The organism is Imperialibacter roseus (assembly GCF_032999765.1).
GTDB classification, from domain to species: Bacteria; Bacteroidota; Bacteroidia; order Cytophagales; family Cyclobacteriaceae; genus Imperialibacter; species Imperialibacter roseus.
In genome coordinates, this window is sequence record NZ_CP136051.1 from 756,027 (window position 1) to 782,455 (window position 26,429).

The window sequence follows — 26,429 nt, forward strand, 5'->3', positions numbered from 1 at the left end:
AAAGCCCCAACAGAAACGATCTTCTGCTGGGGCCTTTTAGAAATAAAACTTAAAGAAGGTTTACTTCAAATTCGCCAGAAACTCTACCACATCTCTAATTTCCCGCTTCGTCATGATGCCGCCCATAGGAGGCATGCTGGATGGGGAGTTTTTGCGTTCGCTAATTCTTGCCGTGGGAATGTGAAGTGGTTCAGCTTCTGAAGTTTTCAGCACCAGTTCTTTGTCGGTTTCTTCCATCAAAATGCCAGACACTTTTTGTCCGTCTTTTAGCGTAAGTGAAACAGAACCAAACCCTGGTGCCAGTCTCGCACTGGGCTCGATCAGGGCCTGGAGTATTTGCTCTCTTGTGAGTTGGCTGCCTATTCCTCCAAGCTGTGGGCCAACGGTCGTTCCCTCCCCCCGAATCACATGGCAGCGGGTACACTGTGCGGCAGGGTGGGTGTAGAAGGTTCTGCCACCCAGGCGAGCATCGCCACCATAAAGCGTTTCCTGAAAGGCGGCAACGGTATTCGTATCGTCAGATTTCAGTGGGACAACCTTGGCGGCGAGCGCTGCTGAACCATTTGCCTCGGATGCCTCGATGAGATCAAGCGTCAGGCTCTTGTCCAGTTTCTTGTTGGTAAGCTGATCGATAAGCCCTGACAAGATAGCCTCACTTTTTTCAGCTGGCATCTTGCCCAATACTGTCAACATTTCCTGTTGTTCTTTTAAAGAACCTTTGGCGAAAATAGGAGTGACAATGCCAGGTAGATTTTCAGCGGAAATCTCCATTCCACTCAAAAGGCTAAGAGCGGTAGTTCTTACCTCGCCTTCTTTGTCGTTCATGCCTTTCTTCACGAGTCCTTCCATGTCACTATAGCTAAGCTTGCCCAGGCTTGTGAGCATTGCCGCCCTTACTTCGGGAAGTGGGTGGTTTGTCATCATCGTTGCTAGCTGGTCATTAAAGTCAGGTACTTGTAATTCTGCCAGCATATTGGCAGCCGCAATCACGACAGCGCTATTGGAGCTCTGAAGAAACTTAGCAGCATTCGCTTTTGCTTTTGCCTGAGCAAGTGCAGCGTCTCTTTTGATTTCACCACGGTAGCGGCCATCTACTCTGTCCATCACCGATGGGTTGGCCCAGGTGCCCAGCGTGGCAAGTGCTTCTGCTTTTAGTTCCGGCGCCACGCCATCTCTGAGTGCAAAGGCAATGACCATATCAAGCTCTTTATCTCCACCCACTCTCAAAGCCGCATTGATAGCCCTTCTAAGCAAAGGCTCTGAGGTGAATCTGGTTTCAGTAAGTACGCTTGCCAAAGCTGGCAAAGCTGGTTCTATCGACCAATCATCGTTGATGGCTCGTGCTGCTTCTGTTACGATATACTCATCCTGATCTTTGAGAAAGGCAGTTACCTTTTCGCTACCAAGTCTTCTCAATACCAATACAGCAGCAATGCGCAAAGACCTGCTTGAGCTGCTTGCCAACGCCACCACTGGCTCTTGCTTGCCTATCCGGCTGAGAGCGAGCACTCCTGCATGTCTGATATAAATATCTTCATCGTTGTTGGCCTCAATCATTTTAATAAGGTCGGGAATAGCTTGCTCATATTTAAGTCTTCCAAGCGCTTCGGCAGCGTAGAAGCGGGTTCTCGGATAGTCGTCGCTCAGTAGTTTTACTAGCTGAGGTGCAGCCTCTGCGTACTTTACATCTCCCAGCATTTTGGCTGCCTGAGCCACTATTTCAGGGTCGCTATCACCAAGTAGCCCAACAATCGGCGCTGCATGGTCGAGGCGTTGTCTTCCCAGTTGACCAAGCCCCCAAATACCATGAACTCTGGCAAGTTGGTTGTCGGTTTGGTCGATAGCCTTTTTAAATATTTGTGCGCCTTTTTTACCACGGTTCACGAGCTCAAACTGTGCCTTTTGGCGAATGCGCATATCGGCATGAGAAAGCAAGCTGTACAACTTGTCCTCACTTTGACTTTCGTAATCCAGCACCATCAGCTCTTTGGTTTCTTTACGGGCGGCTGCCAGGTCATTCTTGTCGCTGGTTACATCTATTTTCCAAACTCTGCCATAGTTCTTTGTATCCCATCCATTGATCCAGTCGGCGGCATAGAGCGCACCATCAGGGCCAAAGCGGATACCAGTAGGCAGGATGCCCAAAGCCAGTTTCTTCTCCTGCTCCAGCTCGAAGGTGGCTCCTTTAGGCTTCAGGGTAAACGACCAGATAGGGGATCTGCTTGGGTTGCCAACAAACTCCACAAGGAAGAAATGGTTTTTCCAGGCTGAGCCAAGTGCCGTGCCAGGGTTATATACCATTCCAGTTGGCCCATTGTGATAGTTCATGATGGGGGGGATGATATAAGCAGCCTGACCTTCCCAGCGTGGCTGGAAGAGCTTTTCATCCATCCATACATGGTACTTATTGTTGCGGGGGTCGGTGTATTTTCCATACTGCCAGTTGGCTCTCCAGCCAGCGTCGTGCCCCTCTACTATGTGAACAAGCCTTTCGCTTTCCCCACGGTGGTCGCCGTCGTTGTCGGAGCTGATGATATTGCCATAAGCATCGAAAACAAATTCATGCGTGTTGCGAAGTCCGGCAGCAAATACCTCAAAGTTGCTCCCGTCAGGATCCGACCTTACAATCACACCCTGGTTAGGATATTTGTATGTGCTTCCGTCTTTGGCGGTCAAGTTGGCGCCAATATCCCCAATGCCCCAGTAAATACGGCCATCGGGCCCTTCAATGGCACCCGACATTCCGTGCCCACCGAAGCCGATATGCACAGCAAATCCTGTCGCAATCGACTCTTTTTTATCGAGTACTTCATCGCCATTCGTGTCTTGAAGCCTCCACATATCTGGGCCAACGCCCACAAAAACATCGTTTTTCCTCACCAGTAGTGCTCCGGCTACGTCGGTTATTTCGTCATGAAAATCGCTGAGAATCCGCTTGGATACATCGGCAATGCCGTCACCATTTTCGTCGGTAATTTTCCATACTTCTTCTTCTTCCACAGCAAGGTCTTTCCAGTCATGGACACCGTCATTGTTCAGGTCGGGCAGGTATTCATTTCTGGCACTGTTTTCTGGTGCGAATTCCTTATGTAGAAAGGCCCGGCGTTCCTCTGCGGTTTGCAAGGCGATAGAGCGGGTCATCCAGTCCTGGTGGCCACGAATATCGAACTCAGAGTGCTTCTGACGATTGGTTCGGGTCAGGTACACATTGCCCTCATCATCTATCGACATGGCAATGGGGTCAGGTGCCAGGGAGTCGGACGCCCAAAGGCTCATCGTAATGCCATCGTACAGCTCAAGGGAAGTATTCTCACGTACTTCTTTGGCCCGATTATAAGCGGTAGCCTGGTCTTCTTTTATCGTTAGAGGAGTTTCTTTAGGCAGCTCTTCGGTACAGCCGATGAGTAGCAAGGTCAGAAAAAAAGCAGGCCACAACCTGCGGGTGTTCAGTAGGAATGTCATATTAAACTGGAGTATATATTTGAAAGTATAAGTTTATATTATTTTAGACGAGGAAGCCAGTAGTTTGCCTTAAACGGCAGGAAAATTTCCCAGCGGCGTCAGATAACTTCCTTTTTTTGGCTGGGAGTGACCGAATACCGTTCAGCCTGACAATCAGGGTAGATACATAATTTTTGTATTGACTTTTGTGAACCTGTCCCATAAAATGGAGATATTAAGCTACGCATTTAAATGGAGCGCTTAAACTACCTGCTTTGAACATTCAATATTTTACAGAAGATCCTCTGTTTATTTTAGCTATCGGAATCCTTGTTGTTTTCATCAGCATCATAGGATTCAGGCTCCATGCGTTTCTGGCGCTGCTCCTTGGTGCCTTTGTCGTGGCGCTCATCACTCCCGAATCAGCAGTTCTTCTTTATCAAATGGGCAAAGGTGCCTCCGAGGCTTCTGCTCAAAGGCTAGCCACCCAAGGTGAAGGGATTCGCATCGCTACTGAATTCGGGAATACCTGTGGTAAAATTGGGATACTGATCGCTATGGCTTCCATCATTGGTAAGACCATGCTGGAAAGCGGGGCTGCTGAAAAAATTGTGCGGTCTACCCTGAAAGTCACGGGCGACAAATATGCACCCATGACATTTCTGGGAAGTAGTTTTTTTATTGGTATTCCTGTGTTCTTTGATACCGTTTTTTACCTCATGGTGCCGCTGGCTAAAGCCATGGCCATGCGGGTTGGTAAAAATTACGGATTGCTGATCTTGTGCATTGCTGCTGGAGCCGCCATGGCCAACTCATTAGTTCCGCCAACACCGGGCCCACTATTTTTAGTCACCGAAATGAACATACCCATCGGCATGATGATGATGGGAGGCTTCCTTGTTGGGCTGGTGACCATCAGCGCCGGCTACCTTTATGCCGTCTGGGCCAATCGCAAGTGGCCAATTCCCCTGCGGAATGCGGTGGATGCTCCGCTGGATGAGATCAAGGCACTGTCTGAGAAAGACGAGCGGGAGCTTCCTGCTTTGTGGTTTTCCTTGCTGCCGATAGTTATTCCTATTGCATTGATAAGCGTAAATGCCCTGATCGGCTCTTTTGCTGAGGTGAGTGAAACATCATCGTTCACTGGGGTGCTGGACTTTGTCGGAGAAAAAAATGTTGCTTTGTCCCTTGGAGCTCTTTCTTCCATTTGGCTGCTGGCTGTGCAGAAAAAAGGGGACAAAAAAGGACTAACTGCCTCAGTTCAAACAGCCTTGATGAGTGCTGGCGTGATCATCCTAATTACCTCAGCTGGTGGCGCTTTTGGGGGAATGTTGCAGCAAACCGGCATCAGTCTGCGACTAGCCGAGCTCACCAAAGACTACCAAATGGCGTTGATACCATTGGCCTTTTTTATAACGGCGATTGTTAGAACCGCTCAGGGGTCGGCGACAGTAGCGATGATTACTGCCTCGGGAATACTGGCAGGTATGGCAAACACAGGCACGCTGGAATACCACCAACTCTACCTGGGGCTGGCCATTGCCTGCGGCTCGAAACTTATTCCCTGGATGAATGACAGTGGCTTCTGGATTGTGTGTAAAATGAGCAACCTTACCGAGCAGGAAGCACTCAAAACTTTTTCTCCCTTGCTTACGATCATGGGGCTGGTCGGGTTAATCGTCATTCTTATTGCTGCCAGTATTTTTCCCCTTATCTAATTGATATATCAGAAACGTCGAAGAATATGACACCTAATATTAACCGAAGAAAGGCCATATCTTCCCTTGTCAAATCCTCTCTTGGAGCTACGGCCGTGGCTGGATCGTTGGGTTCAATGATGGCTGGGTGTGAGGCAACAGACAGCAAGGCCGAAGCTAATCCGCCGCTGAAAACCAAACCAATGAGAATGCACGTCGGCTGCCAGCACGGGGGCACGGGGAAAGAAAATCTTGAGTACCTGGCCCGGCACGGCGTGTATCACCTGGATGGAGGCTCTCCGAAATTGATTGAAGGAGTTGGCTGGGATTTGGATGACTCTCTGGCTAAAAAGGAAGCCTGCGAAAAATACGGGATCAGTCTCGACGCCTATCATCTGCCGCTATCCTCAGCTGGTATCGACAAGATTTCAACGCCTAATATCATGCTTGGGAAAAGTCCCGAAAGAGATCGTGAGATAGAAATGATCCAGCAAATGATTTCGGTGGCGGGAAAAACGGGTGTTCGCACCCTCAACTACAACACAATTATCCTGGAGATACTCAGAACAAGCAGAACAGTTGATCCCACCAGGGGCAATGCCTCTTATAGCACATGGAATTACGAAGAGGCCCTGCAGCAAGACAAACCAAAAACTGTTGCAGGAGATGTTTCCATTGATACCATGTATGAGCGGATTACCTACTTCCTCGACCGGGTGCTGCCAGTGGCCGAGGAATACAATGTGCGCCTGGCTAACCACATCGCCGACCCACCAGCGCCCGTGGGGTTCAGAGGGATAACAAGATGGAACAGCCCCGATGTGTTTGAAGGGATCAAGAAATTTGCGCAACTATACGACAGTCCCTCACACGGTTTTAACCTCTGCCTGGGCTCCACCGCTGAGGGCTTAAAGGATCCAAGAACGGAAATTTTACCCATCATTCGCTGGGTGGGGGAGAGGAAACAGATATTCAACATTCACCTGCGAAACATCAAAGGCGGGTGGAATAATTTTCAGGAAGTATACCCCGACAACGGGGATATGAATTTTGCTGAGATTATCCGGGAATTGAGAAATGTGGATTATGACGGTATGGTGATGCCGGATCACATTCCGCACCACGACGACCCCGCCAGTGGCTTGCAAGGGCACGCCTTTGCATTTGGCTACATCAAAGCATTGATAGACGTTATCGGCAGTGAAGTGTAAAATTCAAGTAATTTGCTCTACCCCTGGCCAAATAACCAATAACTAGTCACTTAATTACCCCTATGAAAGGCCCCATCATCCAAGACATCATCATCACCCCCATCGCCACAGTCGACCCACCGCTACTTAACGCCGCCGGGCTGCACGCTCCTTATGCGCTCAGAACGATAGTGGAGATTGTTACCGACGATAACATTATTGGCATCAGCGAGATTCCCGGCACCACCGATACTAACGAGGCGCTTGAGAAAGCAAGAGAGCTTATCGTTGGGAAGGATGCCTTTCAACTCAACCAGATAAGAGACGCCATAGAAAGCCATTTTGATGAGGAAACCACCTCAGAACGGGGCGACGCTCCCTGGGACCAGCGCAAGATCGTTCATGTTTTCAGCGCTATTGAAGTGGCGTGCCTCGATATTCAGGGCAAGGTGCTTGGTAGGCCAGTTGTTGATCTTTTGGGTGGAAAAAGAAGAGAAAGGGTGCCTTTTGCAGCCTACCTTTTTTATAAATATGAAGGAGCTGGCGGTGAACTGGCGTTTGGTACTGACCCCAACGCTACAGGTTGGGATGCTGCCCGGCAGGCCGAGGCAGTTACCCCGCAGGGCATCGTTGAGCAGGCCGTTGCCATGGTTAAGGAATTCGGAAATAAGTCAATCAAACTAAAGGGAGGTGCTTTTCCGCCTGTGGAAGAAGTGGCGGCTATGTTGGCGCTTTACGATCACTTTGGCCCGGATGTGCCCCTGCGCCTCGACCCTAACGCCATTTGGAAGCTTGAGACGGCCATCGAATATGGTAAAAAGATGGAGGGTATTCTGGAGTATTTCGAAGACCCTGTCAGGGGACAGGAAAATATGGCTAAGGCCCGAAAGGCGTTGAAAATGCCACTGGCTACCAATATGTGCACGACTAGCTTTGAAGACATTCCTGGCAGTATTGCCTTTGGTTCTGAAGATATTATACTCAGCGACCATCATTTTTGGGGAGGGCTGCGCAGCTCCATGGAGTTGGCTAAACTTTGCCAGACATTCGGGCGCAAATTGTCGATGCACTCCAATAGCCATTTAGGTATTTCGCTGGCAGCCATGGTGCATCTGGGCGCTGCATTGCCGGAGATTCCTTACGCATTGGATACCCACTATCCGTGGCAGTCGGAGGAGGTAATTGCAGGCGGGCGAATGAAGTTCGAAGAGGGAGCTGTGCTGGTGCCAACTGGCCCCGGACTTGGGGTGGAAATAGACCAGGAGGCCCTGAAAAAGCTACACGAAAACTATTTGAAATGCGGCATCACCAAACGTGACGACCTGGTCGAGATGAGAAAGGTGATTCCTGACTGGGAATTTAAGAAGGTGAGGTGGTAGACGCCATTTATTCCTTCATCACCTCTGCCGAGAAGCTCTCTGCCCAGTTAACGAGCAAGTCCCTTTGCTCTTTGGACAATTGTGCATCGCCATGCATGATCGTGTACGATTCCAGTGGCATTTTTCCCTCGCCCACCTCTTCAGTAAGGTCTTTGAGTATTCTCACTTTCTTACTCTTTCTGAGGCCCGCCCATTCCGAAAAATTAACTTCTTCTCTACCATGATTGATATGGTCGAAAACGAACCAGGAAACTGGCGTGATATAAGAATACCAAGGGTACCGGGTCTCATTGGAATGACAGTCGTAGCAGGCCGCTTTTAACAAACCGCTCACTTCCGACGAAATCTGAGAAGTCGCAATCAGGTCATCTGGATTGTCGGATGCTACATCAGGTGGAGTACCTCTGAAAAACTGGAGTCCTACAACGAGGACTCCTATGCCTAAGACTATTTTCTTGATCAACGTTTATTCTAATTTAGCGAGCGCAGCTTCGGCCCATTTGTGCAACTTGGCTGACTCTTCCTCTGTCAGTTTCATATTAGGGTACTTCTCCACCATTTTCGTAGGAGGCATTTCTCCTTTGTCGAGCACTTCTAAAATTTCATCGAGCTTTGCCATGGCATCGGCACCACTTAGGGTTTGTAGTTTTTCCCATTGCATTTTCTCTTTGGCTTTGTCGCTTTTTCCGGATGGAGAATGACATCCCAGGCATTTTGCTTCAATCACCGACATGGCTTCAAGAGTGAATGCCACTGTTTTACCAGCGTCGGCTTCGGGCACCAGCAGGATTTTTGTAGGTTCTTTTTCCTGAGCCATTCCTGAAGCTGCGAACAGCAGGAGAGCTCCGGCAAGTAGAGTAAATTTTTTCATAGCATGCAGTTTTTCACTCTAATATATTAAATATCGTTATGTATGGACATCCATACATAAAAAAATTGTAGCTGCTCTTCTTTGTACTTTGATTTGAAGCTCCACTCTGCTGTTGCTACTTCGTTTTAGTAAAGAAAGTAAGGCACTTATAGCTGGGATGACGTTTTCAGCCTGACGGCTACACCTTCCACTTAGCATCGTCCTCTTCGCATTCTTTTAGTCTTCGCTTGGTCATCTCGCTGATCAGTTCGAAAGGCAGCTCCTCACTATGAAGAAATTGCACCGATCCCTCGGCAGTTTTGTAAGGCTTCAGTTCGTTGGTGAAAGCAGCGACCACAGAGGGCGTGGGGTAGAACCCGATGTGGTTTTTGAAGGCAGCCCAGGTCACCAGAATCCTCCTGGTGGTATATGCTGGCATACGCCATTTGATGCCTTGCTCGGCGGCAGGAGCTACGGCAACAATGCAATCGTGCAGTTGGAAAAGCCGTTCCCGAAGTGTCTCGGGCGCATTAGAAATGTACTCGTCGATGTTTTGTGCTTTAGGTGGTGCCATAGGCGTTGGTTTTGTTAACCACAAACGAAAGATAATAAATTGGACTTCAATGGTTTTATTTTTGGAAACAGAAAGTAAATCGTTTCAGTTGGGTATTACCGGGAATTTAATATTGATTTCTATTTTTTTATTGAGAGATTTAGGAGCATTATTTTATTTCTAACCATTTCAATACAGCTAATCTTATGTCAACTATTCATGTTACGTTGGTGATCGACACTGACGCTCTGCCGTCAGACCCATCTCAATCACCAGCGGCTGCCTGCCTGCTTTACGACTCATGCCTTGATGCCGACACCGGGTCGAGTACCGATTTTACCGTGCATGCAAATCCAGGCGACACCGTCATATTTCATATTTCTTCGAAAAACAACACTTCAGCAGTAGCGATCAGCTCGTTTGCCTACCTGGGGGGCGCTGTTGGTGTATTCGAGTCGCTTCCTTCAAGCCCAAATTGGGCAGGTACAGTTGGAGATAAACCAGGAAAATCAGAAAGTTATACGATCGGCTTTAAGGCGAATGGAAATACCTATACCCTGGATCCGGATATTAAGGTGAATTCCTGAAAAATGTGGAAACGGCTTGCAAGTTGGAGGGCCTGCTTATGTGCTGCGGGTCTCCACCTCTTTTTTTGTGCTGACACTTCTGCCCAGGATCAACACGAAGCAGATAGTCTTATTCAGGTGTTGGAAACCACCACTGTGCCCGACTCGGCCAAATTCGAAATTTTGCGACGCATTGCCTTCCAATCGACCAGGCCAGGCGAGATGCTTGAGTATGCGGAGCAGCTGATTGAGCTTGCCACAAAGCACTCCAGCTACGTTTGGTTGCATAGAGGGCATTTACAAAAGGGTAATGCGCTGAAGTTTCAGGGCGACTTTGATCTGGCTATTGCCGAGTATTTCAAAAGTGTCGAAATGGCCCAGAAGGGTAATTATCAGACTGGAATAGGAGGGGCTTTTTTGTCTATTGCGGGTGTTTATGGTGATATGGGCGACCATGTAAAAGGGATCAAATACAAAAGGAAAGCTGTTGGCATACTTAGAGATTCCGGCGACTCGCTTACCCTGGCGGCTGCCTTGCTCAATACGGGCTATGAATACTACCGGGTAGCCAACTACGACAGTGCGCTGTTCTTCTTCGACGAGTCTGGTCAGATTTATGAACGAAAGAATTTTCTGGTAGGGAAGGCTTACAATCTGGGCAATTCCGGGCTCGTTTATGCAAGGACAGGTGCTGCTGAAAAGGCTGAGCAGTACCTGGCTGAAGCCATTCAAATACTCATAGGGCTGAGTGATTCATATGCCATTACGGAGTTTCAAACGGAAATGGCGGACATTTATCTTCAAAAGAAGGACTTCAAAAGTGCAGAGAAATTGTTGCAAGAGGCCCTGCAGTATGCTGAAGCTGACGGTCTTCAGGAAAGAGTTCGTGATGCAAGCCTCAGTCTCTCAGGGCTCTATCGTGAGATGAGTGACCACGAAAAGGCTTATACTTATTTGCATCAATACATCACCTACCGGGATAGCATAAAAAACGAAGATGTGATTCAGGAAATGGCCGATCTTCGGACCGAGTTCGAGGTAGGGCAGAAGCAAATTGAGGTGGATCTATTGCAAGCTCAGGCCCGAAACCAGCGGATCATTCTGATAGCTATTGCCATTGTGCTGGTGCTGGTTGTTATTCTGGTATACGTACTGTTCAGGCTGTACAAGCTTCGGAACCGGGCCATTAAAATATCAAGGGAAAGAAGGAGAATTATTGCCTCTCAGCGGGATCGCCTTGAAGAGTTGAATAATACGAAAGACAAATTCTTCTCGATTATTTCGCACGACATCCGGGGGCCCGTTGGTAATTTTCATGGCTTTGTGCGACTCATTGAGCTTAGCCTCGAAAGTGGCGACACCAGCGACCTTGTTGAGATCAGCCAAATGCTTGATAAGTCTGCTATCGAGTTGTCCGCCCTGCTCGATAACCTGCTGCACTGGGCCATGAGCCAGCAGGGGAAATTCCCCAATAAGCCCGAAGAGCTTGATCTTACCCGACTATGTCAGGAGAATTTGAGCATGATCGAAAACATGGCTGTCTCCAAGCAAATCACCCTCACCAGCGACTTACCTGGCGCCGTCAATGTGTTAGCCGACAAAAACAGCGTGTCCACCATCATCCGAAACCTGCTCAACAATGCACTGAAGTTTACCAAAAAAGGAGGCACGGTGGGGCTATCACTGGGCTTAGAAGGGAAGGAGAGCGTTATTGCTGTTTCGGACTCCGGCATTGGCATCCCGGCTGAGAAAATGGAGACGCTTTTTGGCTTTGACGCAGGCCGCAGCCATTGGGGAACTGGCGGCGAAAAAGGAGTGGGCCTTGGCCTCAACCTTGTCAAAGAGTTTGTGGACATGAACAAAGGCCGCATTGAAGTGGAAAGCGAGGAAGGAGTGGGGACTACGTTTAGGGTGTATTTGCCGGTGGCGGGTGGCGCATTGGAAAAGGTCCCCCATACCGTGCCGCAAGTTTAGCGATAGCGTAACCCTCCATCCCGCAAGGATCTTCCCCGGCCGGGCAGGCTTGTGGATTCTTCATTTCGGTGTCTCGCCGCTATCGTAATTTTCAAAATGTAACCTTTTCATAAGCGAGACGCTTTATGAGAAGTAGTCCAAGCGAGACGCTTGAACTATTGGGGTCATTTAGGTTTCATAAAGCTCAGCCACCTCCCTATATTTACCCCAATGACTCCCCAACCCGAATCCCCCAAATCCTTCATCATCTACCGTTCGTCAGCCGGGTCGGGCAAAACGTATACGCTGGCCCGGGAGTACATCTTGCTGGCCTTGCAGTTTCCCGGCTATTTCCGCCATATCCTGGCTGTTACTTTTACTAACAAAGCTACCGCCGAAATGAAGGCCCGCATCATTCAAAACCTCGACATGCTGCGCAAAGGGGAGGGCAAAGGACTGCGGGCAGAGATCAGAGACGCCCTGGGCATTACCGACCAGCAGCTGAGCAAAAAGGCCGACGACAGCCTCACCGCCATCCTCCACGACTACAGCCACTTCAATGTCAGCACCATCGACAAGTTCTTCCAGCGGGTGCTGCGGGCCTTTGCCCGGGAGGTGGGCATTCAGGGCGGCGTTACCCTGGAACTGGACCAGGAAAAGGTGCTCGACGAAATCATCGACCGCATGCTGCTGGAGGTAGGTGACAACCCCCAGCTCACCCGCTGGCTCACGCAGTTTGCGGAAGACAAACTGCAGCAGGGCAAGTCGTGGGACATCCGTAAGGATATTAAAAGTCTGGGCAGGGAGCTTTTCAAAGAGCGCTTCAAAGTGGTGGCTCCTATGCTGGCCGAAGTAGCCAAAGACGACAATCGGGTGCAACTGTTCATGAAGGGCATGCAGGAGCTGCAGGCTGTTTTTGAAAATACGGTAAAGGGCTTCATTGCCAAATTTGACAAGGTGCTGGAGCAGCATCAACTGACTGTTGCGGACTTTAGCCGAGGCGGAAGCGGCCCGGCTGGCCTGTTTGCCAAGTTTGCCAAAAACGAATACGAAATCTCCGATACCCGCCGGGGCGCCACCGACAACCTCGATGCATGGATCACCAAAACCAGCAAGATCAGGCCCCAGCTGGAGCAGGCGCTGGAAGGAGGTATTCTGGCCGCTTACAATGGCATGATCGACTACCACGACCGTAATATCCTGGCCTACAACAGCGCCACCCAGGTCATGCGTTACCTGTACACGCTGGGCATCATTTCCGACCTCAGCCGCAACCTGGGGGACTACCGGGATGAGGAGGAGGTGATGCTCATCTCCGATGCGCCCGACTTTCTCAACCGCATCATTGGCGACAACGAAACGCCCTATATCTACGAAAAGGCAGGCACCTTCTACCGCCATTACCTCATCGACGAGTTTCAGGACACTTCCGGCTTTCAGTGGCGCAACTTCCGCCCTTTGGTGGAAAACAGCCTGGCGCAAGGCTACAAAAACCTGGTGGTAGGTGACGTAAAGCAGTCTATTTACCGCTGGCGGGGTGGCGACTCCCAGCTACTGCTTGATCAGGTGGCCAATGATATTGGCGACGTATACACCCAAGCCGAGCAGCTCCAAAACAACTGGCGCAGCTACGCCAACATTATCAACTTCAATAATAAGCTCTTTGAACAGGCTCCAAACTTCCTGGCTGATATGCTGTTGGAAGGTGCTTCATCTATTCCTGACGACACCATGAAAGCGAGAGTCGGGAAGGAGCTGGAACGCTTCCGGCTGTCGTACCACGAGGCGGCGCAGGGGCAGGGCAACGAAAACAAAATCGGAGGACTCATCAAGCTGCAGTGGTTTGAAAGTGACAATCCTGATGATAGCGACGAAGTGGACGAGGAAGCCGGGAGCTGGGACGAAAAAGCCATTCAGCAAGCGATTACCACTATCGAAGACCTGCAACCAAAATATGCGTTGCGGGACATTTGCATCCTGGTGAGGCGGGCAGAAGAAGGTAGGAAAATGGCGAAGGCGCTACTAGAGAAAAAGGAAACGGCCACAGGTAAAAAGCGCTACGATGTCATTTCGCCAGAGTCACTTTACCTCGGTGCTTCCCCGGTCGTGCGGTTGCTGTTGTCTGCTTTCAGCCATTTGTACAACCCAAAGAACAACCTGGCCCTGGCACAGCTGGTGTACGAATACCATCATTTTCTTACCAAAAAATCTGTGCCCGGGTTGTCGGAGCTATTCATTTGGGCGGGCAACCAAGAAAAGCAGGCAGAGTTTGAGCAATTGCTGCCAGCGGATTTTATTGAAGAACTGCCTGCCTTGCTGAAGGTGCCGTTGCTAGAGCTGGCCGAGCGCTTGATCGGGTTGTTTGGCCTGACGGAATACCCAAGAGAGTTTCCTTATCTCCAGGGCTTTCAGGATGCCCTGCTGGAGTACAGTAAAAACAACCGGGGTGATGTGGGCTCATTCCTGCAGTGGTGGGCCGATACAGGCTCCCGTCGCAGCGTGCAGGTGCCGGAAGAGCAGAATGCCATACGTATCATGACCATCCACAAAGCCAAAGGCCTGGAGTTCAAGGCTGTGCTGGTGCCATTCTGCAGCTGGGACTTTGACCACAAGCTGGAAGAGGTGCTGTGGTGCGAGGCTCCGGCTATTCCGCCCTTCGACCGGCTGCCTTATTATCCGGTGCGCTACTCCAGCAAGCTGACGGCCACGTATTTTGCCGAGGCTTACTACGAAGAAAAAAAACAAATCTATCTCGACAATATTAACCTGCTCTACGTGGCCCTCACCCGGCCAGAGGAAGCGCTTTACATTTATGCGCCTTTGCCCAAGTTCAATAAATCGGGAGGTTTCAGCATCAATAAAGTATCGGATTTACTCTATAAGCTCTTTCTTGATGAGAGCACCGGGGACTTCGCTATCACACCTGCGCCGGAAATAGATGCAGCTAGCTACTCAGTGCAAATAGGCGGACTACCTTTGTACGACGACGAGCAAATAGGAGACAGGCAACCGACAGTTGGCTTAAAAAACTACCTTTCCACCAATTGGCGCAACCGGCTTAGCATCCGCTTGCAAGGTGGCACGCTTGACGAAGGTGTCAGGGAGAAAAGCCTGATTTCTACCCAACGAGGCACGGTATATCACCGACTACTTTCTCATATCAAGCACCAGGACGATCTCCTGAAAGTATTGACTGACCTGCTGCCATTGGAGCCAATGGACAAGGATGAGCAAGCATCCATCCGGGAACAACTTGAAAAGCTGTTCGACCTGCCTGAAATGAAAGGCTGGTACGGTGGAGAATGGGAAGTCAGAACCGAAAGCCCGGTGCTGCCCATGAGCGGCGACATCAGGCGCTTCGACAGGGTATTGCTGAAAGCGGACGAGGCGGTGCTGATAGAATTCAAGACCGGGATGCCTTCCAATAACCATGTTCGGCAGGCGACGGAATACGTGAGTTTGCTCTCTGGTATGGGTTATGCTAAGGTGACTGGCTTCCTGGTGTATATCGACGAACTAAAAATCAATCAGGTAGCATGAGCCAGCAGCGAACATTTCTGGAGGAGATTGCCGATGCGCTCATATCAGAGGGAGGCGAAGACCTGGGCAAGGTAAAGCTGATTTTCCCCAACCGCAGGGCGGGCCTGTTCCTGCGCAGGGCGTTGGCACGAAAGATCAAGAACCCCGTGTGGGCGCCGGAAATATACAGCCTTGAGGACTTCCTGTTTCAATACACCGACGTCCAAATTGCCGATAAGCTGACACTTGTGTACGAGATGTACAGCGCTTACCGAAAGGTTAACCCTGAAGCGGAATCGCTGGAAAAGTTCTTTTTCTGGGGCGAAGTGCTGGTGGGAGACTTTGAGGATATTGACCAATACCTTGTGGAGCCAGACCATCTCTTTCAAAGTATTCAGACCCAGAAGGAGCTCGACGATGCTTTTGCCTACCTGGGCGATGAAGAGCGGCTGGTGATTCAGTCGTTCTGGAAGAGTTTTATGCCTCAGGCCAAAGGAGACCAGCTTCATTTTTTGAAAACATGGAGGCTGCTGGTGCCTATCTACCAGGATTACCGCAAGCGGCTTGCTGACAGGAAGCTTGCCTACAAGGGCATGGTATATCGCAGCATTGCTGAGGCCTGCAATGCTGATACTTTCAATCCTGCCCAGGGCGATTCGCAGTTTTGGTTCGCTGGCTTCAATGCGCTGACTTCTGCCGAAGAGGCTGTGCTGAAGTACTTTGTGAGAGAAACCAACGCCCGCATTTTCTGGGACATGGACGATTACTACGTCCGTTCCGGGCAGCAGGAGTCGGGCCAGTTTTTCCGTCAGTACAAAGAAGATACGTTGCTGGGCAAAACCTTCCCGGAGGAGATTCCGGCGAATTTCGAAAAACCAAAACAAATCGATGCTATTGGCGTGTCGCTGGAAATAGGGCAGGCCAAGTATGTGGGCGAGCGCCTGGAGGAGCTGGCAAAAGATGCGTCGTGGGTACCTGAAGAAACGGTCGTGGTCATGCCCATGGAACATTTCCTGTTCCCGGTGCTCAATTCCCTGCCGGAAGAAGTGAAGCAGGTGAACATCACCATGGGCTATCCGCTGAAGGATACGCCACTTTTTGGTTTGCTGGATGCCGTGCTCGACCTACGCAAGAACACGAGGACAAAGAGAGATGGCGACAAAGCCTTCGAAGCCTATTCCTACAGGGATGTCCTGGCGATTTTGAGACATCCTTATGTTTTCTCCACGGTTACGAAAGAAGCAAGCAGCCTCATTTATACCATCGAAAAAGACAATATCATCTCACTTGATAAAGCTGATTTTGCTGATGCCGGAAGTTTTATCAAGACGTTGTTCTATTCGGAAGCGTCGCCGCTTGACCATTTGCTTGCACTACTGAATCTCTTATACGATTCGCTTCAGGAGAACCAGCCGGAACAGGGTGGTCTCGAACAGACTAATCTGGAACAGACTAATCTGGAACAGACTAATCTGGAACAGACTAATCTGGAACAAGAGTATATCATCAAGTTCCATGAACAGCTAATGCGGTTGAAAACGCTGCTTGTCGGCAACGAGGCTCCTGACGTGACTCTTTTCCAAAAGCTGTTCCGAAAGGTGGCGCAGTCGGTGCGGATTCCTTTCAGCGGCGAACCACTCAAAGGACTGCAGGTGATGGGCGTGCTCGAAACGAGGAACCTCGACTTCAAACAGGTGTTTGTGCTTGGTATGAACGAAGGATACTGGCCGGCGGAGGCTGCTACGCAGTCTTTTGTGCCTTACAACCTCAGGAAAGGCTTTGGGCTGCCCACCTTTGATCAGCAGGATGCCTTCTACAGCTACCTGTTTTATCGCCTGCTGCAAAGGGCCGAAAAGGTTACCTTCCTGCACAATACCAGTAACGAAACCAACCTGAAAGGAGAGCAGAGCCGCCTGCTGTACCAGCTCAAATACGAGACTGTGCATGGTGCAAGCATTCAATATAAATCGTTAAGCAGCGACGTCGCCATCAGCGTACCTCAACCGATTCTGATACGAAAGACGAATGAGGTACTGGCAAGGCTTGGTGAGTTTTTGGTGACTGACGATGAATCCGCTGCTCACCAAAGATTGTCGCCATCCGCCCTCAATACCTACCTCGACTGTCGTTTGCGCTTTTACTTCCGCCACGTGGCCAGGCTCTATGAACCGGAAGAGGTACAGGCCGAGATTGATCCGGCCGTTTTCGGCAACATCCTTCACCATGCCCTGGAGTTTCTGTATGCCGATTTCATAAAAAAGAAAGGCTCCAGGCAAATTGATAAAGCCGATTTTGATAGCATAAGAAAAGGTGTTCCTGAAGCATTGCAAAAGGCCTTTGAAATGCACTACAGCCTGGGCACTGGCAAGCAGTTCAAAGCTGAGGGGCGAAACCTCATTGCACAGTCGATCGCCAAAAAGCTGACGATGGAGATATTGAAGAACGACGAGGGCTATGCACCGTTCGAAATACTTGGTTTGGAGTTGGATGAGCTTCCACTTGATTTTCAGCTAACGGGTGTGCGAAAAGTAAAACTGAAAGGTATCATCGACAGGGTCGACAGCAAAGAGGGCCTGGTGCGGGTGATGGACTATAAAAGCGGCGCAGACAACAAGGTTTTTTATGGGATAGAAACGCTCTTCGACCGGGAACACCCGAAACGAAACAAAGCTGCCATGCAGACCTTCTATTACGGCATGCTTTATCTCGATAAAAACGCCGTTGCCGAAGACATCAAAGTGCTGGCAGGGCTGTACAATAGCAGGGAGCTTTTCAACGACAATTTCCAGGTGGAGCTTGAGCTAAAGGCGGAAGGGTCGAGAGGGAAGGGTACACTGGTACAGGACATCAGGCCTTTTATGCCCGAATTTCTGGGTGGACTAAAAACGTTGCTTGAAGAAATATTTGACGAGGAAACACCCTTCGATCAGACCGATGATCTGAAGAAGTGCAAAAATTGCCCCTACAACTCCATTTGCCATAGAGATTGACTCAACAACAACAAAAAAGCCCTCTCCAGAGGAGAGAGCTTTTTGCAACTAATACTAATCAACCTAACCTTTATCTTTAGATGCCATTGGCAATGACATTGAGTGTCAATTGAACGCCGGCCTGTATCTCAACATTGTTGAGCAGGTCCACATTAGTTTCGCTTTCGGCATCGATCATTCCGTTAAGTTCCATCTCGCCTGCTTCATTCTCTTCATATGAAGCAAAGTGAAACTCATACTCCCCCTCTTCAAGAAAGTAGAAACTAAAAGATTTTGTCAGGGCTCCATGTATTTCAGAAGAAGCAACTGCTTTTTTGAATTGGATGCTGGCGTCTTCCTCAGCTTCCTGGCTTTCGTTAAAGCTACCTTTTTTGTAGGCATAAACGATCACCTTTTCGTCGGCAGCAATTTGCCCGTCATAATTTCCTTTCACGCTACCACTATTGTCTTCATCGGCAAACCTCAGGTACCCATCAAGGTCAGACTTGCTAACAAAGCTAAAACTTGAAGCACTACCAGCATCAGACTCTCTAATGAACTTTCTCAAGTCAAAATCAAGCACGACCGTAGATTTTGCATCAGCCATTACTCGGCTAGTACCTTTGAATGTATATTCGCTTTTTTCACCAGCACTACTTGCAAGTTTGTGTTTCGTTCCGTCGGACATTTCTACGTAGGAACCAGGCATATCTCCATCTTCGTCCATTTCAGAATCAATCTCTAGCGTGATGTTTTGATACGACTTTGCCGTAAACCTGTCTGTGGCAAGCACTTCAGTCTTTCCATTCTGCAGGGCCATTATGTCGATGGTCTTCGGGCCTTCAAACCCTTCTACCACCTGGCCATCTACTTTTACATTTGTTACAGTCACAAATACGGCTTCTATGCCATCATTGTCGGCCGGAGCATCAGTTACTTGTATCTCCATGCTACCTTCACCCAGGTTTTCGTCTCCCTCCTTATTACAGCTTGTAAATGCTAAAACACTTAACGAAAGAAGGCCGGTGGCCCACATTGACATAACTGAATTTTTTCTTTTCCACATAGCTTTTAATTTTTGGTTCATGCCCTTACCAACGTAGCTAAGGTAGAGTTGTTGTGGAAAAGTATAAAATAATATAAAAATAGTTATATTTTATCAATGAATCACTTGATTATATCTGTATCTAAGTGTCTAATTTATAGGTGCTTATATTTTTTTGAATCGATTTGGAACCTGACGATTACTTTTTATGGCTTTAGAAGAAGAAATGGAACCCAAACTTGATAAATAAAAAAAGTCCTCCCCAATGGGGAAGACTTTTTATGACAACTAATACTAATCAACCTAACCTTAACTTTTATACTCCATAGCTGGGACGTTCACATGAGTGAACAAATGGATTCATATATGCTGTTTAACAGTTAGTCTCTTTTTGATTGTCTACCTATTTCCAATTTCAGTGACAACCTATACAACTCTAACGAGTCTGAATCATTTATGTTATACGAAAAGTATAAAAAAAAATTAAATTATTTATATTTATAGATAAAAATTTTCTGTTGCCGGACGAGCGGATGCATAGCTGTTACAAAAGGACAAAAAGCTATTTAGAGGTTTATTGGCGGCTAACGCCAAAAGCCGTGACAAGCCAGCCAGAAATAAAGAATAGGCCACCAAAGGGAGTAATAATGCCCAGATACGCAAGGCTGGGGGCCAGGCACAACGTATAAAGAGAGCCACTGAAGAGAAGGATGCCAGCCAGAAAAGAATTGGCAGACCAACTGAGGTACTTGTTGTTGAAGCGCAATTGGAGCAAGCCAACCACCAGCAAAGCGAATGTGTGATAAAAATGATACCGAACGGCAGTTTCAAAGGTGTCGAACCGGCCAATTTCCAACAAATGTGCTTTGAGGGAGTGAGCGCCGAAGGCTCCGATGCCTACAGCAAGTGCGCCGAAGACGGAAGCTACGATAAGGGTTCTTTTGGCGTTTTTGTTGACTGAATCTGACATGATTGATCTGCTGCTGCGTGGTGTTGAGACAAACTATGACTTAGGCTGAATAATTCCTTTGACCAAAAATGGCACTTCCCACACGCACCATCGTGCTGCCCTCTTCAATGGCAAGCTGGTAATCTCCACTCATGCCCATGGATAATTCAGCCATAATGACTCTTGTGTGGTTAACTGTCGATTTCAATTCTCCGAAAAGTGCCTTTAAATGGCGGAACTCTTTTTTAACCTGCTCCTCACTTTCCGTATTGGTAGCCATGCCCATCAGGCCCACAATACGAACGTTAGGCAGGCCGTCCAATACCTCTGGGCTTAGCAGCTGTCTCGCTTCATCATCCGACAGCCCAAACTTAGTTTCTTCCTCCGCAATGTGCACCTGTAGCAAACAGTCGATCACCCGATTGGTTTTTTTCGCTTCCTTGTCGATGGTTCTTAATAGCTTTTCGCTGTCCACGCTGTGAATTAGGTGGACAAATGGGGCAATGTATTTTACTTTATTAGTCTGCAGATGCCCAATTAAATGCCAGTGTATGTCTTTTGGCATCTCTTCATGTTTTTCTACCATTTCCTGCACCTTATTTTCACCAAACTCTCGCTGTCCTGCTTCGTAAGCCTTCATAATGAGGCTTACGGGCTTTGTTTTGCTTACCGCAATCAACTTAGCTTTGTTTTGATCGATGGTGCTTAAAAAAGTTTGAAGATTTCTGCCAATATCAATATCCATTTTTTAGCGATTTTCGTAATCCAAAATTAATCAAGGGAGTTACTGATTCCATGTTTTGTTGTGTAACTTTCTAATTAAATTCAATTGCTGGCGGTTTATGGAGATAATAGGAAAGCTATTAAAGAAGGGAATTAGACTGAGGGAAAGTTTGGAACAGGACTACTCGTTTCCGGCCGACCTTCAGAAGATGGAGCTAAGGAAATTATTGATACAGGCCCGAGGCACAGAATTTGGTCAGGCCTATCATTTCAATGAGCTTTTGACCAGCTTCAAGCACAAACACAGCGATCACTTTTACGACGAGTTTAAAAGAAACATTCCTGTTCATAATTATAGCAGCATGTATGCCAACTGGTGGCACAAGCTGATGCAGGGAAAGCCGGATGTGTGCTGGCCGGGAAAGGTAAAGTACTTTGCGCTTAGCTCGGGCACTTCGGAGTCGGCCTCGAAGCACATTCCTGTCACTAAGGACATGATCAAGTCTATCCAGAGAACCAGCATCAGACAAATCCTTACTCTTTCCAAGTACAATGTGTCCGACGAAGTGTTTTCGGCCGGTATATTGATGCTGGGCGGCAGCACGCAACTTCAGCGAAATGGATCTTATTTTGAGGGGGACTTGAGCGGTATCACAGCCGGGCAAATTCCTTTCTGGTTCCAGCATTTCTATAAGCCGGGTAAGCGGATTGCTAAGACGAGGGACTGGAATGAAAAAATTGAAGAGATTACCTTAAAGGCGAAGGATTGGGACATAGGCATCATTTCAGGGGTGCCGGCGTGGCTTCAAATCCTTATGGAAAGGATCATTGACCATTACAAAGTCAAAACCATCCACGATATCTGGCCGAACCTGACCATTTTTGTTCATGGTGGCGTTTCGATGGATCCCTATCGAAAAAGCTTTGAAAAATTGCTGGCCAAGCCCCTCATTTACATGGAAACCTATCTGGCTTCCGAGGGTTTCTTTGGCTTCCAGTACATCCCTTTCTCAAAATCGATGCGATTGGTGCTGAACAATGGCATCTTCTATGAATTCATTCCTTTCAACGAAACCAACTTCACAGCCGAGGGAGAAATGGTCGATAACCCGCAAACCTATAAAATCGACGAAGTAGAGGAAGGGAAAGAGTATGCATTGCTCATTTCTACCAATTCGGGCTCCTGGCGATACCTGATTGGCGACACGATCAAGTTTGTGTCAAAAGACGACTGTGAGATCATGATCACTGGCCGAACCAAGCATTTCCTCAGCCTCTGCGGCGAGCATTTGTCGATGGACAATATGAACAAAGCTGTGGAGCTGGTGTCGGATGAGCTGAATATCCGGGTGAAGGAGTTTACAGTCACCGGCGAAAAGTACGGGTCGCTCTTTGCCCATCGGTGGTACATAGGCATTGAAGACGAAACCGACCCAAAGCTGTTCAAAGAAAAGCTGGATGCCAGGCTGAAGGAGATCAACGATGACTACAAAGTGGAGCGCACTGCTGCCCTGAAAGAGATTTTTGTGGAGCTGATTCCATCGCAACTCTTCTACAAATGGATGAAAGCGCAGGGTAAAGAGGGCGGTCAAAACAAATTTCCACGTGTATTGAAAAAGGAAAAGCTGGAAAGCTGGAAGGCCTTTTTGGTGGAGGAGAATGTGGAATTAAAGGGTGGTTGAAAAAAAAGTTACCCGCCAAATACAACCTTTGGGCTTTCCTGATGTTAACCAGGCATGAAACCATTAGCCTGCTTCCTTTTGATTTTTTTATTTCACACGGTTATTGGCCAGCAGCCCGACGGCGCACTGGAAGCGGTTGCTTCGTGGCAGGCGTTGGATAGTAATAGAGTTAAAATTACCACCACCGGTATGTGTATTCTCGGTGGTTGGGCGCTCGGCAATCTTACCGTAAACCCCATATTGCAAGCCAAAGCTGAAGGCTCCCAAAAGTACTTCTATCAAATGAATTCAATTTGGAATGTCGTTAACCTTGGTCTTGCTGGTGCTTCTTTGTGGCAAAGCATGAGAGGAAATGCCGGTGCCGCCGACTGGCAAGCAGCTTATAGCGAGCAACATTCAGTTGAGAGAATATTTCTGGTCAATACGGCCCTGGATGTGGCCTATATGTCTGGTGGGCTTTATATGATAGAGAGATCAAAAAATGCATTGAAGCAGTCCGATAGACTGAATGGCTTCGGCAAGGGAGTGCTTCTTCAGGGTGGTTTTTTGTTTGTTTTTGATTTGAGTATATACCTGGTTCAGCATAGCGCCCAAAAAGATTGGGCCCGAATTCTACAAAATGTAAACCTCGGGCCCGAAGGAATTGGGATGATTATTCCGCTGAGGTAATCATGGGAATTCTTACCTCAGCTTTGCTCTTCAGTATCCTTCCGTTCATCATCCCACCTTGTATCACACCAATTCTTCCAGCGGTTTTTGTACTTTTCTCTCTCTTCTTCCGACATATTTTTCCAGCGGTGTTTCCAGTAGTCGCTCCTGTTATTGCTTTGTTTGTGCCCCTTACCGCCATGAAATCCACCAAAGAGAATTTTTGACAGGATAGTAATGGCTATTGCTTGCCAGAATGTGATGGTGCTAATGCCAAACAGAGCTGGAAGGGTATAGTTCCAAAGTGTCATGACAACAAAGCCAAACACGAACACGAAAAGCGGCACAAGCACGATGATCAGGCCTATCTTCTTCGCCCAGTGTTTACCACGGTTGAACTTATTTTCAGTATACATAACTATGTTATTTTAATTCATTAATTCATTGTAAAGCGGCAGTAGCTTTTTTCTAAGGTGCTGCACTGCGTATCGTTTCCTTGATATCAAAGTTTTGATGTTCTCTCCTGTCAGGTCTGACATTTCCTGGAAAGTCATATCTTCTATTTCGTTCCAGATAAAGACTTGCTGCTGATTGACAGGGAGCTCCTCAAGCGCTGCGAAAAGCTCTTTTCTGAAAATTTCCTTCAGGTTTTCAAGCTCAGGCACATCTTCCTCCGATGGCAAAAGGTCTCTCAGCATGTAATCGCCGTCGCCATCATCTTCGAAGGCCTGATCATCCAGAAGATCAACCTTCTTCTTTCGGTAGTTGTCGGTAATCTTGTTTCTGGCTACCCGGAATAGCCAGGCATTTACCTGCTCTATCGACTCCACATCAACCAGGTTACTGAATTGATACCACACCTCCTGCGTGATATCTTCAGCCTCTTCCAGCGTTCGAACCCTCGATCTGATGAAACCAAACAGACGTTTCCCGTATTGCTTTAACGCTTCAGCAATGTTTTGAGATCTTCTTTCGGTCATTGTGAGTGAAACAGGTTCGTTCATCAAATAAGCAGACGAACGCAGGTTTGATTTTACTTTAAAGGTTCTAAAAAAACTTGAGAAATCTATCGTACCCATGCAACCTAACCCAACTGGTGTTCATCTACCATTCAATAAAAACTCAAAAAACGGACTATGAAAAAGACTACGATTTCATCACTGGTTGTGCTGGTTCTTTCGGCACAATGCGCCTTTTCTCAGGGCTTTGGCATCCCCTCAAAGAACGGCGGCATCGGATTTGGCAACCTTCCAAGCTTCACGGGTATCCGATTTAATTTTAAGGACAGCAACCTGGAGAAGGTAAACGGGATCAATATTACAGCCTGGGCACCCAAAGACGAAGAACTTCATACTGGTGACGTGAATGGCATCTCTGTTGGCGTCCCTTTGGCATTGGGCTCTGAAAACAGGAGCGGGATAAGCCTGGGGATATTTGGTGTTGGCGCAAGGAGAAACGTGTCAGGAATCAACATTGCAGGCATTGGCGTTGGAGCTGGCAACAAGTTATCGGGAATTAATATCGGCGGTGTAGGCTTAGGTGCCGGTGGCGACGTTACCGGGTTCAACCTTGGCCTTGTCGGTGTCGGCGCCGGCGGCGACATCAAAGGCATTAATATTGGAGGCGTTGGCATGGGAGCTTCTGGCAACGCTGTCGGCTTTAACTTCGGTGGTATCGGCGTAGGCGCTGGCGAAAGCCTGAAGGGAATTAACCTTGCCCTGGTAGGAATGGGTGCTTCTGAAAATGCCATTGGCCTTAATGTAGCAGGAATTGGTATGGGAGCCGGCCAGAAAATGACAGGAGTCAACTTGGCGCTAGTAGGAATTGGCGCCGGAGAGTCACTTACCGGTATTAACTTTGCTGGTGTAGGCATGGGCTCGAAGAAAATCAGAGGCATCAATGTAGCACTGGCCATCGGCGGTCAGCAGGTGTCAGGCATCACAGTTGCCCCGATTTTCCTGAAGGTTGAAAATGGATCCGACAGCTCATTGAATGGGATTTCCATCAGCGCCGTTAATGCCGTACAGGGTACTCAAAATGGCTTGAGTATTGGTATAATCAACACCACTCATCGCCTTCGTGGCATGCAAATAGGTCTCATCAATATTGTAAAGGACAATCCGAAAGGGCTAAGAGTGTTGCCAATTATTAACGCCCATTTTGGAGGGGGAAAAGGTGATAGAATTGATCAGGACGAATAGCACTCACGCTGAAGCTGGAGGCCTTAGTCCCTCAGTATATTGCTCATAAAGCTGCTTTTGAGCAGCAACCAAAGCAACAAGAACGCAATGGCCCATTTCAGGTACACCGTGTAAAAATCGGTCGTATCCTTGAATTGGGTCGTTTTTATTTCTGCCTTTTCAAACTCATTAATCTCCTGGAACACTCTTTCCAATGCATCGTTGTCGATCGCTCTGTAGAACTTACCTTCACCAATTCGGGCAATTTCCCGCAGCGTCGTTTCGTCGAGTGTATTCTCCACAAAGCGGGTCCTGCCGAAGAAGTCGGTACCGAAAGGCACACGGCCTTCCTTTCCAATGGCAATGGTGTAAATCTTAATATCATAGGCCCTGGCAAGCTCGGCGGCAGTGATGGGGTCAATATTGCCAGCGGTATTATCACCGTCGCTCAATAGTATAAGTACCTTCGATTTGGAATCGGACTCACGCATGCGGTTGGTGCCTACTGCCAGAGCGCTGCCAATGGCGGTTCCCCGGCTTTCAATTAAGTCGAACGTTACAGTGTTGATGTTTGCGTTAAGCAGGTCGTAATCGGTGGTGAGCGGCGACATAGAAAATGCATCACCGGAAAATACCACCAAACCGATTCTGTCCTGAAACCGGCCGGTGATAAAGTCCCGTGCTACCTGTTTGGCTGCTTCCAGCCTGTTGGGCTCAAAATCCTGAATTTGCATGGATTCTGAAATATCAATCACCAGCATGATATCGATGCCTTCCGTCCATTGCTCCACTTTTTCATTCGTCTTCTGCGGCCTGGCCAGGGCGATGATGAGCAGCAAAAACGTAAAAAACAGTACCAAACCGGGTAAGAACCTCAGCACGCTAAGTGGATCAGACCTTAGGTCGGTTTTGGTAAGGGCAATGTCCAGCTTCTGTTGCCTTTTGAACGTTAACAGCCATTTCAAAAGGAAAAGTAGGGGCACGGCAGGTAGCAGATAAAGCACAACCGGAAAGGCCCAGTCAAAATTTTCAAATGTTGAGGGCGCAAACCATTTCAAAAAGAACCACGGAGTTTCCTCTGCCAT

At 48.3% G+C, this 26,429-nt stretch carries 20 protein-coding genes; 10 read left to right on the top strand and 10 right to left on the bottom strand.

Annotation, left to right across the window (positions count from 1 at the left end; genetic code table 11):
- Positions 1 to 60: 60 nt before the first annotated feature.
- Positions 61 to 3,462 (bottom strand): HEAT repeat domain-containing protein, encoded by a 3,402-nt coding sequence (locus RT717_RS03190; RefSeq protein ID WP_317490298.1) that lies wholly within the window; start codon positions 3,460 to 3,462, stop codon positions 61 to 63.
- Positions 3,463 to 3,716: 254 nt separating this feature from the next.
- Here RT717_RS03190 and RT717_RS03195 point away from each other — a divergent pair, with 254 nt between their 5' ends.
- From RT717_RS03195 to RT717_RS03205, 3 genes are all read left to right on the top strand, one after another.
- Positions 3,717 to 5,159, top strand: a complete 1,443-nt coding sequence (locus RT717_RS03195; RefSeq protein WP_317490299.1) for a GntP family permease — start codon at positions 3,717 to 3,719, stop codon at positions 5,157 to 5,159.
- 26 nt (positions 5,160 to 5,185) lie between these two features.
- Positions 5,186 to 6,349 (top strand): mannonate dehydratase, encoded by a 1,164-nt coding sequence (locus tag RT717_RS03200; protein ID WP_394854120.1) that lies wholly within the window; start codon positions 5,186 to 5,188, stop codon positions 6,347 to 6,349.
- 62 nt (positions 6,350 to 6,411) lie between these two features.
- A complete protein-coding gene (locus RT717_RS03205; protein ID WP_317490300.1) occupies positions 6,412 to 7,707 on the top strand; it encodes an enolase C-terminal domain-like protein in 1,296 nt (431 codons plus the stop codon).
- Positions 7,708 to 7,714: 7 nt separating this feature from the next.
- Here the strand turns inward: RT717_RS03205 and RT717_RS03210 are convergent, their stop codons facing one another.
- The 3 genes from RT717_RS03210 to RT717_RS03220 form a co-directional block, all read right to left on the bottom strand.
- Positions 7,715 to 8,170, bottom strand: coding sequence for a heme-binding domain-containing protein (locus RT717_RS03210; RefSeq protein WP_317490301.1), 456 nt, complete (start codon positions 8,168 to 8,170; stop codon positions 7,715 to 7,717).
- Positions 8,171 to 8,173: 3 nt separating this feature from the next.
- Entirely contained in the window at positions 8,174 to 8,578 is a 405-nt protein-coding gene (locus RT717_RS03215) for a heme-binding domain-containing protein (RefSeq protein WP_317490302.1), read from the bottom strand.
- Between the two features lie 178 nt (positions 8,579 to 8,756).
- On the bottom strand, positions 8,757 to 9,131 hold the full coding sequence (locus RT717_RS03220; protein ID WP_317490303.1) for an iron chaperone: 375 nt from the start codon (positions 9,129 to 9,131) through the stop codon (positions 8,757 to 8,759).
- A 185-nt stretch (positions 9,132 to 9,316) separates the two neighbouring features.
- Between RT717_RS03220 and RT717_RS03225 the strand changes: the two genes are divergently transcribed.
- The 4 genes from RT717_RS03225 (at position 9,317) to RT717_RS03240 (ending at position 18,138) form a co-directional block, all read left to right on the top strand.
- Complete coding sequence (locus tag RT717_RS03225; protein ID WP_317490304.1) at positions 9,317 to 9,697, top strand: hypothetical protein; 381 nt, start codon at positions 9,317 to 9,319, stop codon at positions 9,695 to 9,697.
- A gap of 3 nt (positions 9,698 to 9,700) precedes the next feature.
- Positions 9,701 to 11,650, top strand: a complete 1,950-nt coding sequence (locus RT717_RS03230; protein ID WP_317490305.1) for a sensor histidine kinase — start codon at positions 9,701 to 9,703, stop codon at positions 11,648 to 11,650.
- Between the two features lie 210 nt (positions 11,651 to 11,860).
- Positions 11,861 to 15,169, top strand: a complete 3,309-nt coding sequence (locus tag RT717_RS03235; protein WP_317490306.1) for a UvrD-helicase domain-containing protein — start codon at positions 11,861 to 11,863, stop codon at positions 15,167 to 15,169.
- On the top strand, positions 15,166 to 18,138 hold the full coding sequence (locus RT717_RS03240) for a PD-(D/E)XK nuclease family protein (protein WP_317490307.1): 2,973 nt from the start codon (positions 15,166 to 15,168) through the stop codon (positions 18,136 to 18,138). Before RT717_RS03235 ends, RT717_RS03240 begins: the two co-directional genes overlap by 4 nt.
- A 76-nt stretch (positions 18,139 to 18,214) precedes the next feature.
- Here the strand turns inward: RT717_RS03240 and RT717_RS03245 are convergent, their stop codons facing one another.
- The 3 genes from RT717_RS03245 to RT717_RS03255 all read right to left on the bottom strand — a co-directional run bounded on the left by RT717_RS03245 (position 18,215) and on the right by RT717_RS03255 (position 20,856).
- Entirely contained in the window at positions 18,215 to 19,183 is a 969-nt protein-coding gene (locus RT717_RS03245; RefSeq protein ID WP_317490308.1) for a DUF4382 domain-containing protein, read from the bottom strand.
- A gap of 553 nt (positions 19,184 to 19,736) precedes the next feature.
- A complete protein-coding gene (locus RT717_RS03250; RefSeq protein ID WP_317490309.1) occupies positions 19,737 to 20,132 on the bottom strand; it encodes a DUF423 domain-containing protein in 396 nt (131 codons plus the stop codon).
- A 40-nt stretch (positions 20,133 to 20,172) separates the two neighbouring features.
- Positions 20,173 to 20,856 carry a YggS family pyridoxal phosphate-dependent enzyme gene (locus RT717_RS03255; RefSeq protein WP_317490310.1) on the bottom strand — a complete coding sequence of 228 codons (684 nt, stop codon included), beginning with the start codon at positions 20,854 to 20,856 and terminating at the stop codon, positions 20,173 to 20,175.
- Positions 20,857 to 20,953: 97 nt separating this feature from the next.
- Between RT717_RS03255 and RT717_RS03260 the strand changes: the two genes are divergently transcribed.
- Positions 20,954 to 22,516 (top strand): GH3 family domain-containing protein, encoded by a 1,563-nt coding sequence (locus RT717_RS03260; protein WP_317490311.1) that lies wholly within the window; start codon positions 20,954 to 20,956, stop codon positions 22,514 to 22,516.
- Positions 22,517 to 22,594: 78 nt separating this feature from the next.
- Positions 22,595 to 23,185 carry a DUF6992 family protein gene (locus RT717_RS03265; RefSeq protein WP_317490312.1) on the top strand — a complete coding sequence of 197 codons (591 nt, stop codon included), beginning with the start codon at positions 22,595 to 22,597 and terminating at the stop codon, positions 23,183 to 23,185.
- 17 nt (positions 23,186 to 23,202) lie between these two features.
- Here the strand turns inward: RT717_RS03265 and RT717_RS03270 are convergent, their stop codons facing one another.
- Both RT717_RS03270 and RT717_RS03275 read right to left on the bottom strand, forming a co-directional pair.
- Positions 23,203 to 23,580, bottom strand: a complete 378-nt coding sequence (locus RT717_RS03270) for an HMG-box domain-containing protein (protein WP_317490313.1) — start codon at positions 23,578 to 23,580, stop codon at positions 23,203 to 23,205.
- 12 nt (positions 23,581 to 23,592) lie between these two features.
- A complete protein-coding gene (locus tag RT717_RS03275) occupies positions 23,593 to 24,144 on the bottom strand; it encodes an RNA polymerase sigma factor (protein ID WP_317490314.1) in 552 nt (183 codons plus the stop codon).
- Between the two features lie 156 nt (positions 24,145 to 24,300).
- Between RT717_RS03275 and RT717_RS03280 the strand changes: the two genes are divergently transcribed.
- A complete protein-coding gene (locus tag RT717_RS03280) occupies positions 24,301 to 25,365 on the top strand; it encodes an LA_2272 family surface repeat-containing protein (protein WP_317490315.1) in 1,065 nt (354 codons plus the stop codon).
- Positions 25,366 to 25,388: 23 nt separating this feature from the next.
- Here RT717_RS03280 and RT717_RS03285 read toward each other — a convergent pair whose 3' ends face one another.
- Positions 25,389 to 26,429: a vWA domain-containing protein gene (locus RT717_RS03285; RefSeq protein WP_151998867.1), complete on the bottom strand. Its 1,041-nt coding sequence runs from the start codon at positions 26,427 to 26,429 to the stop codon at positions 25,389 to 25,391.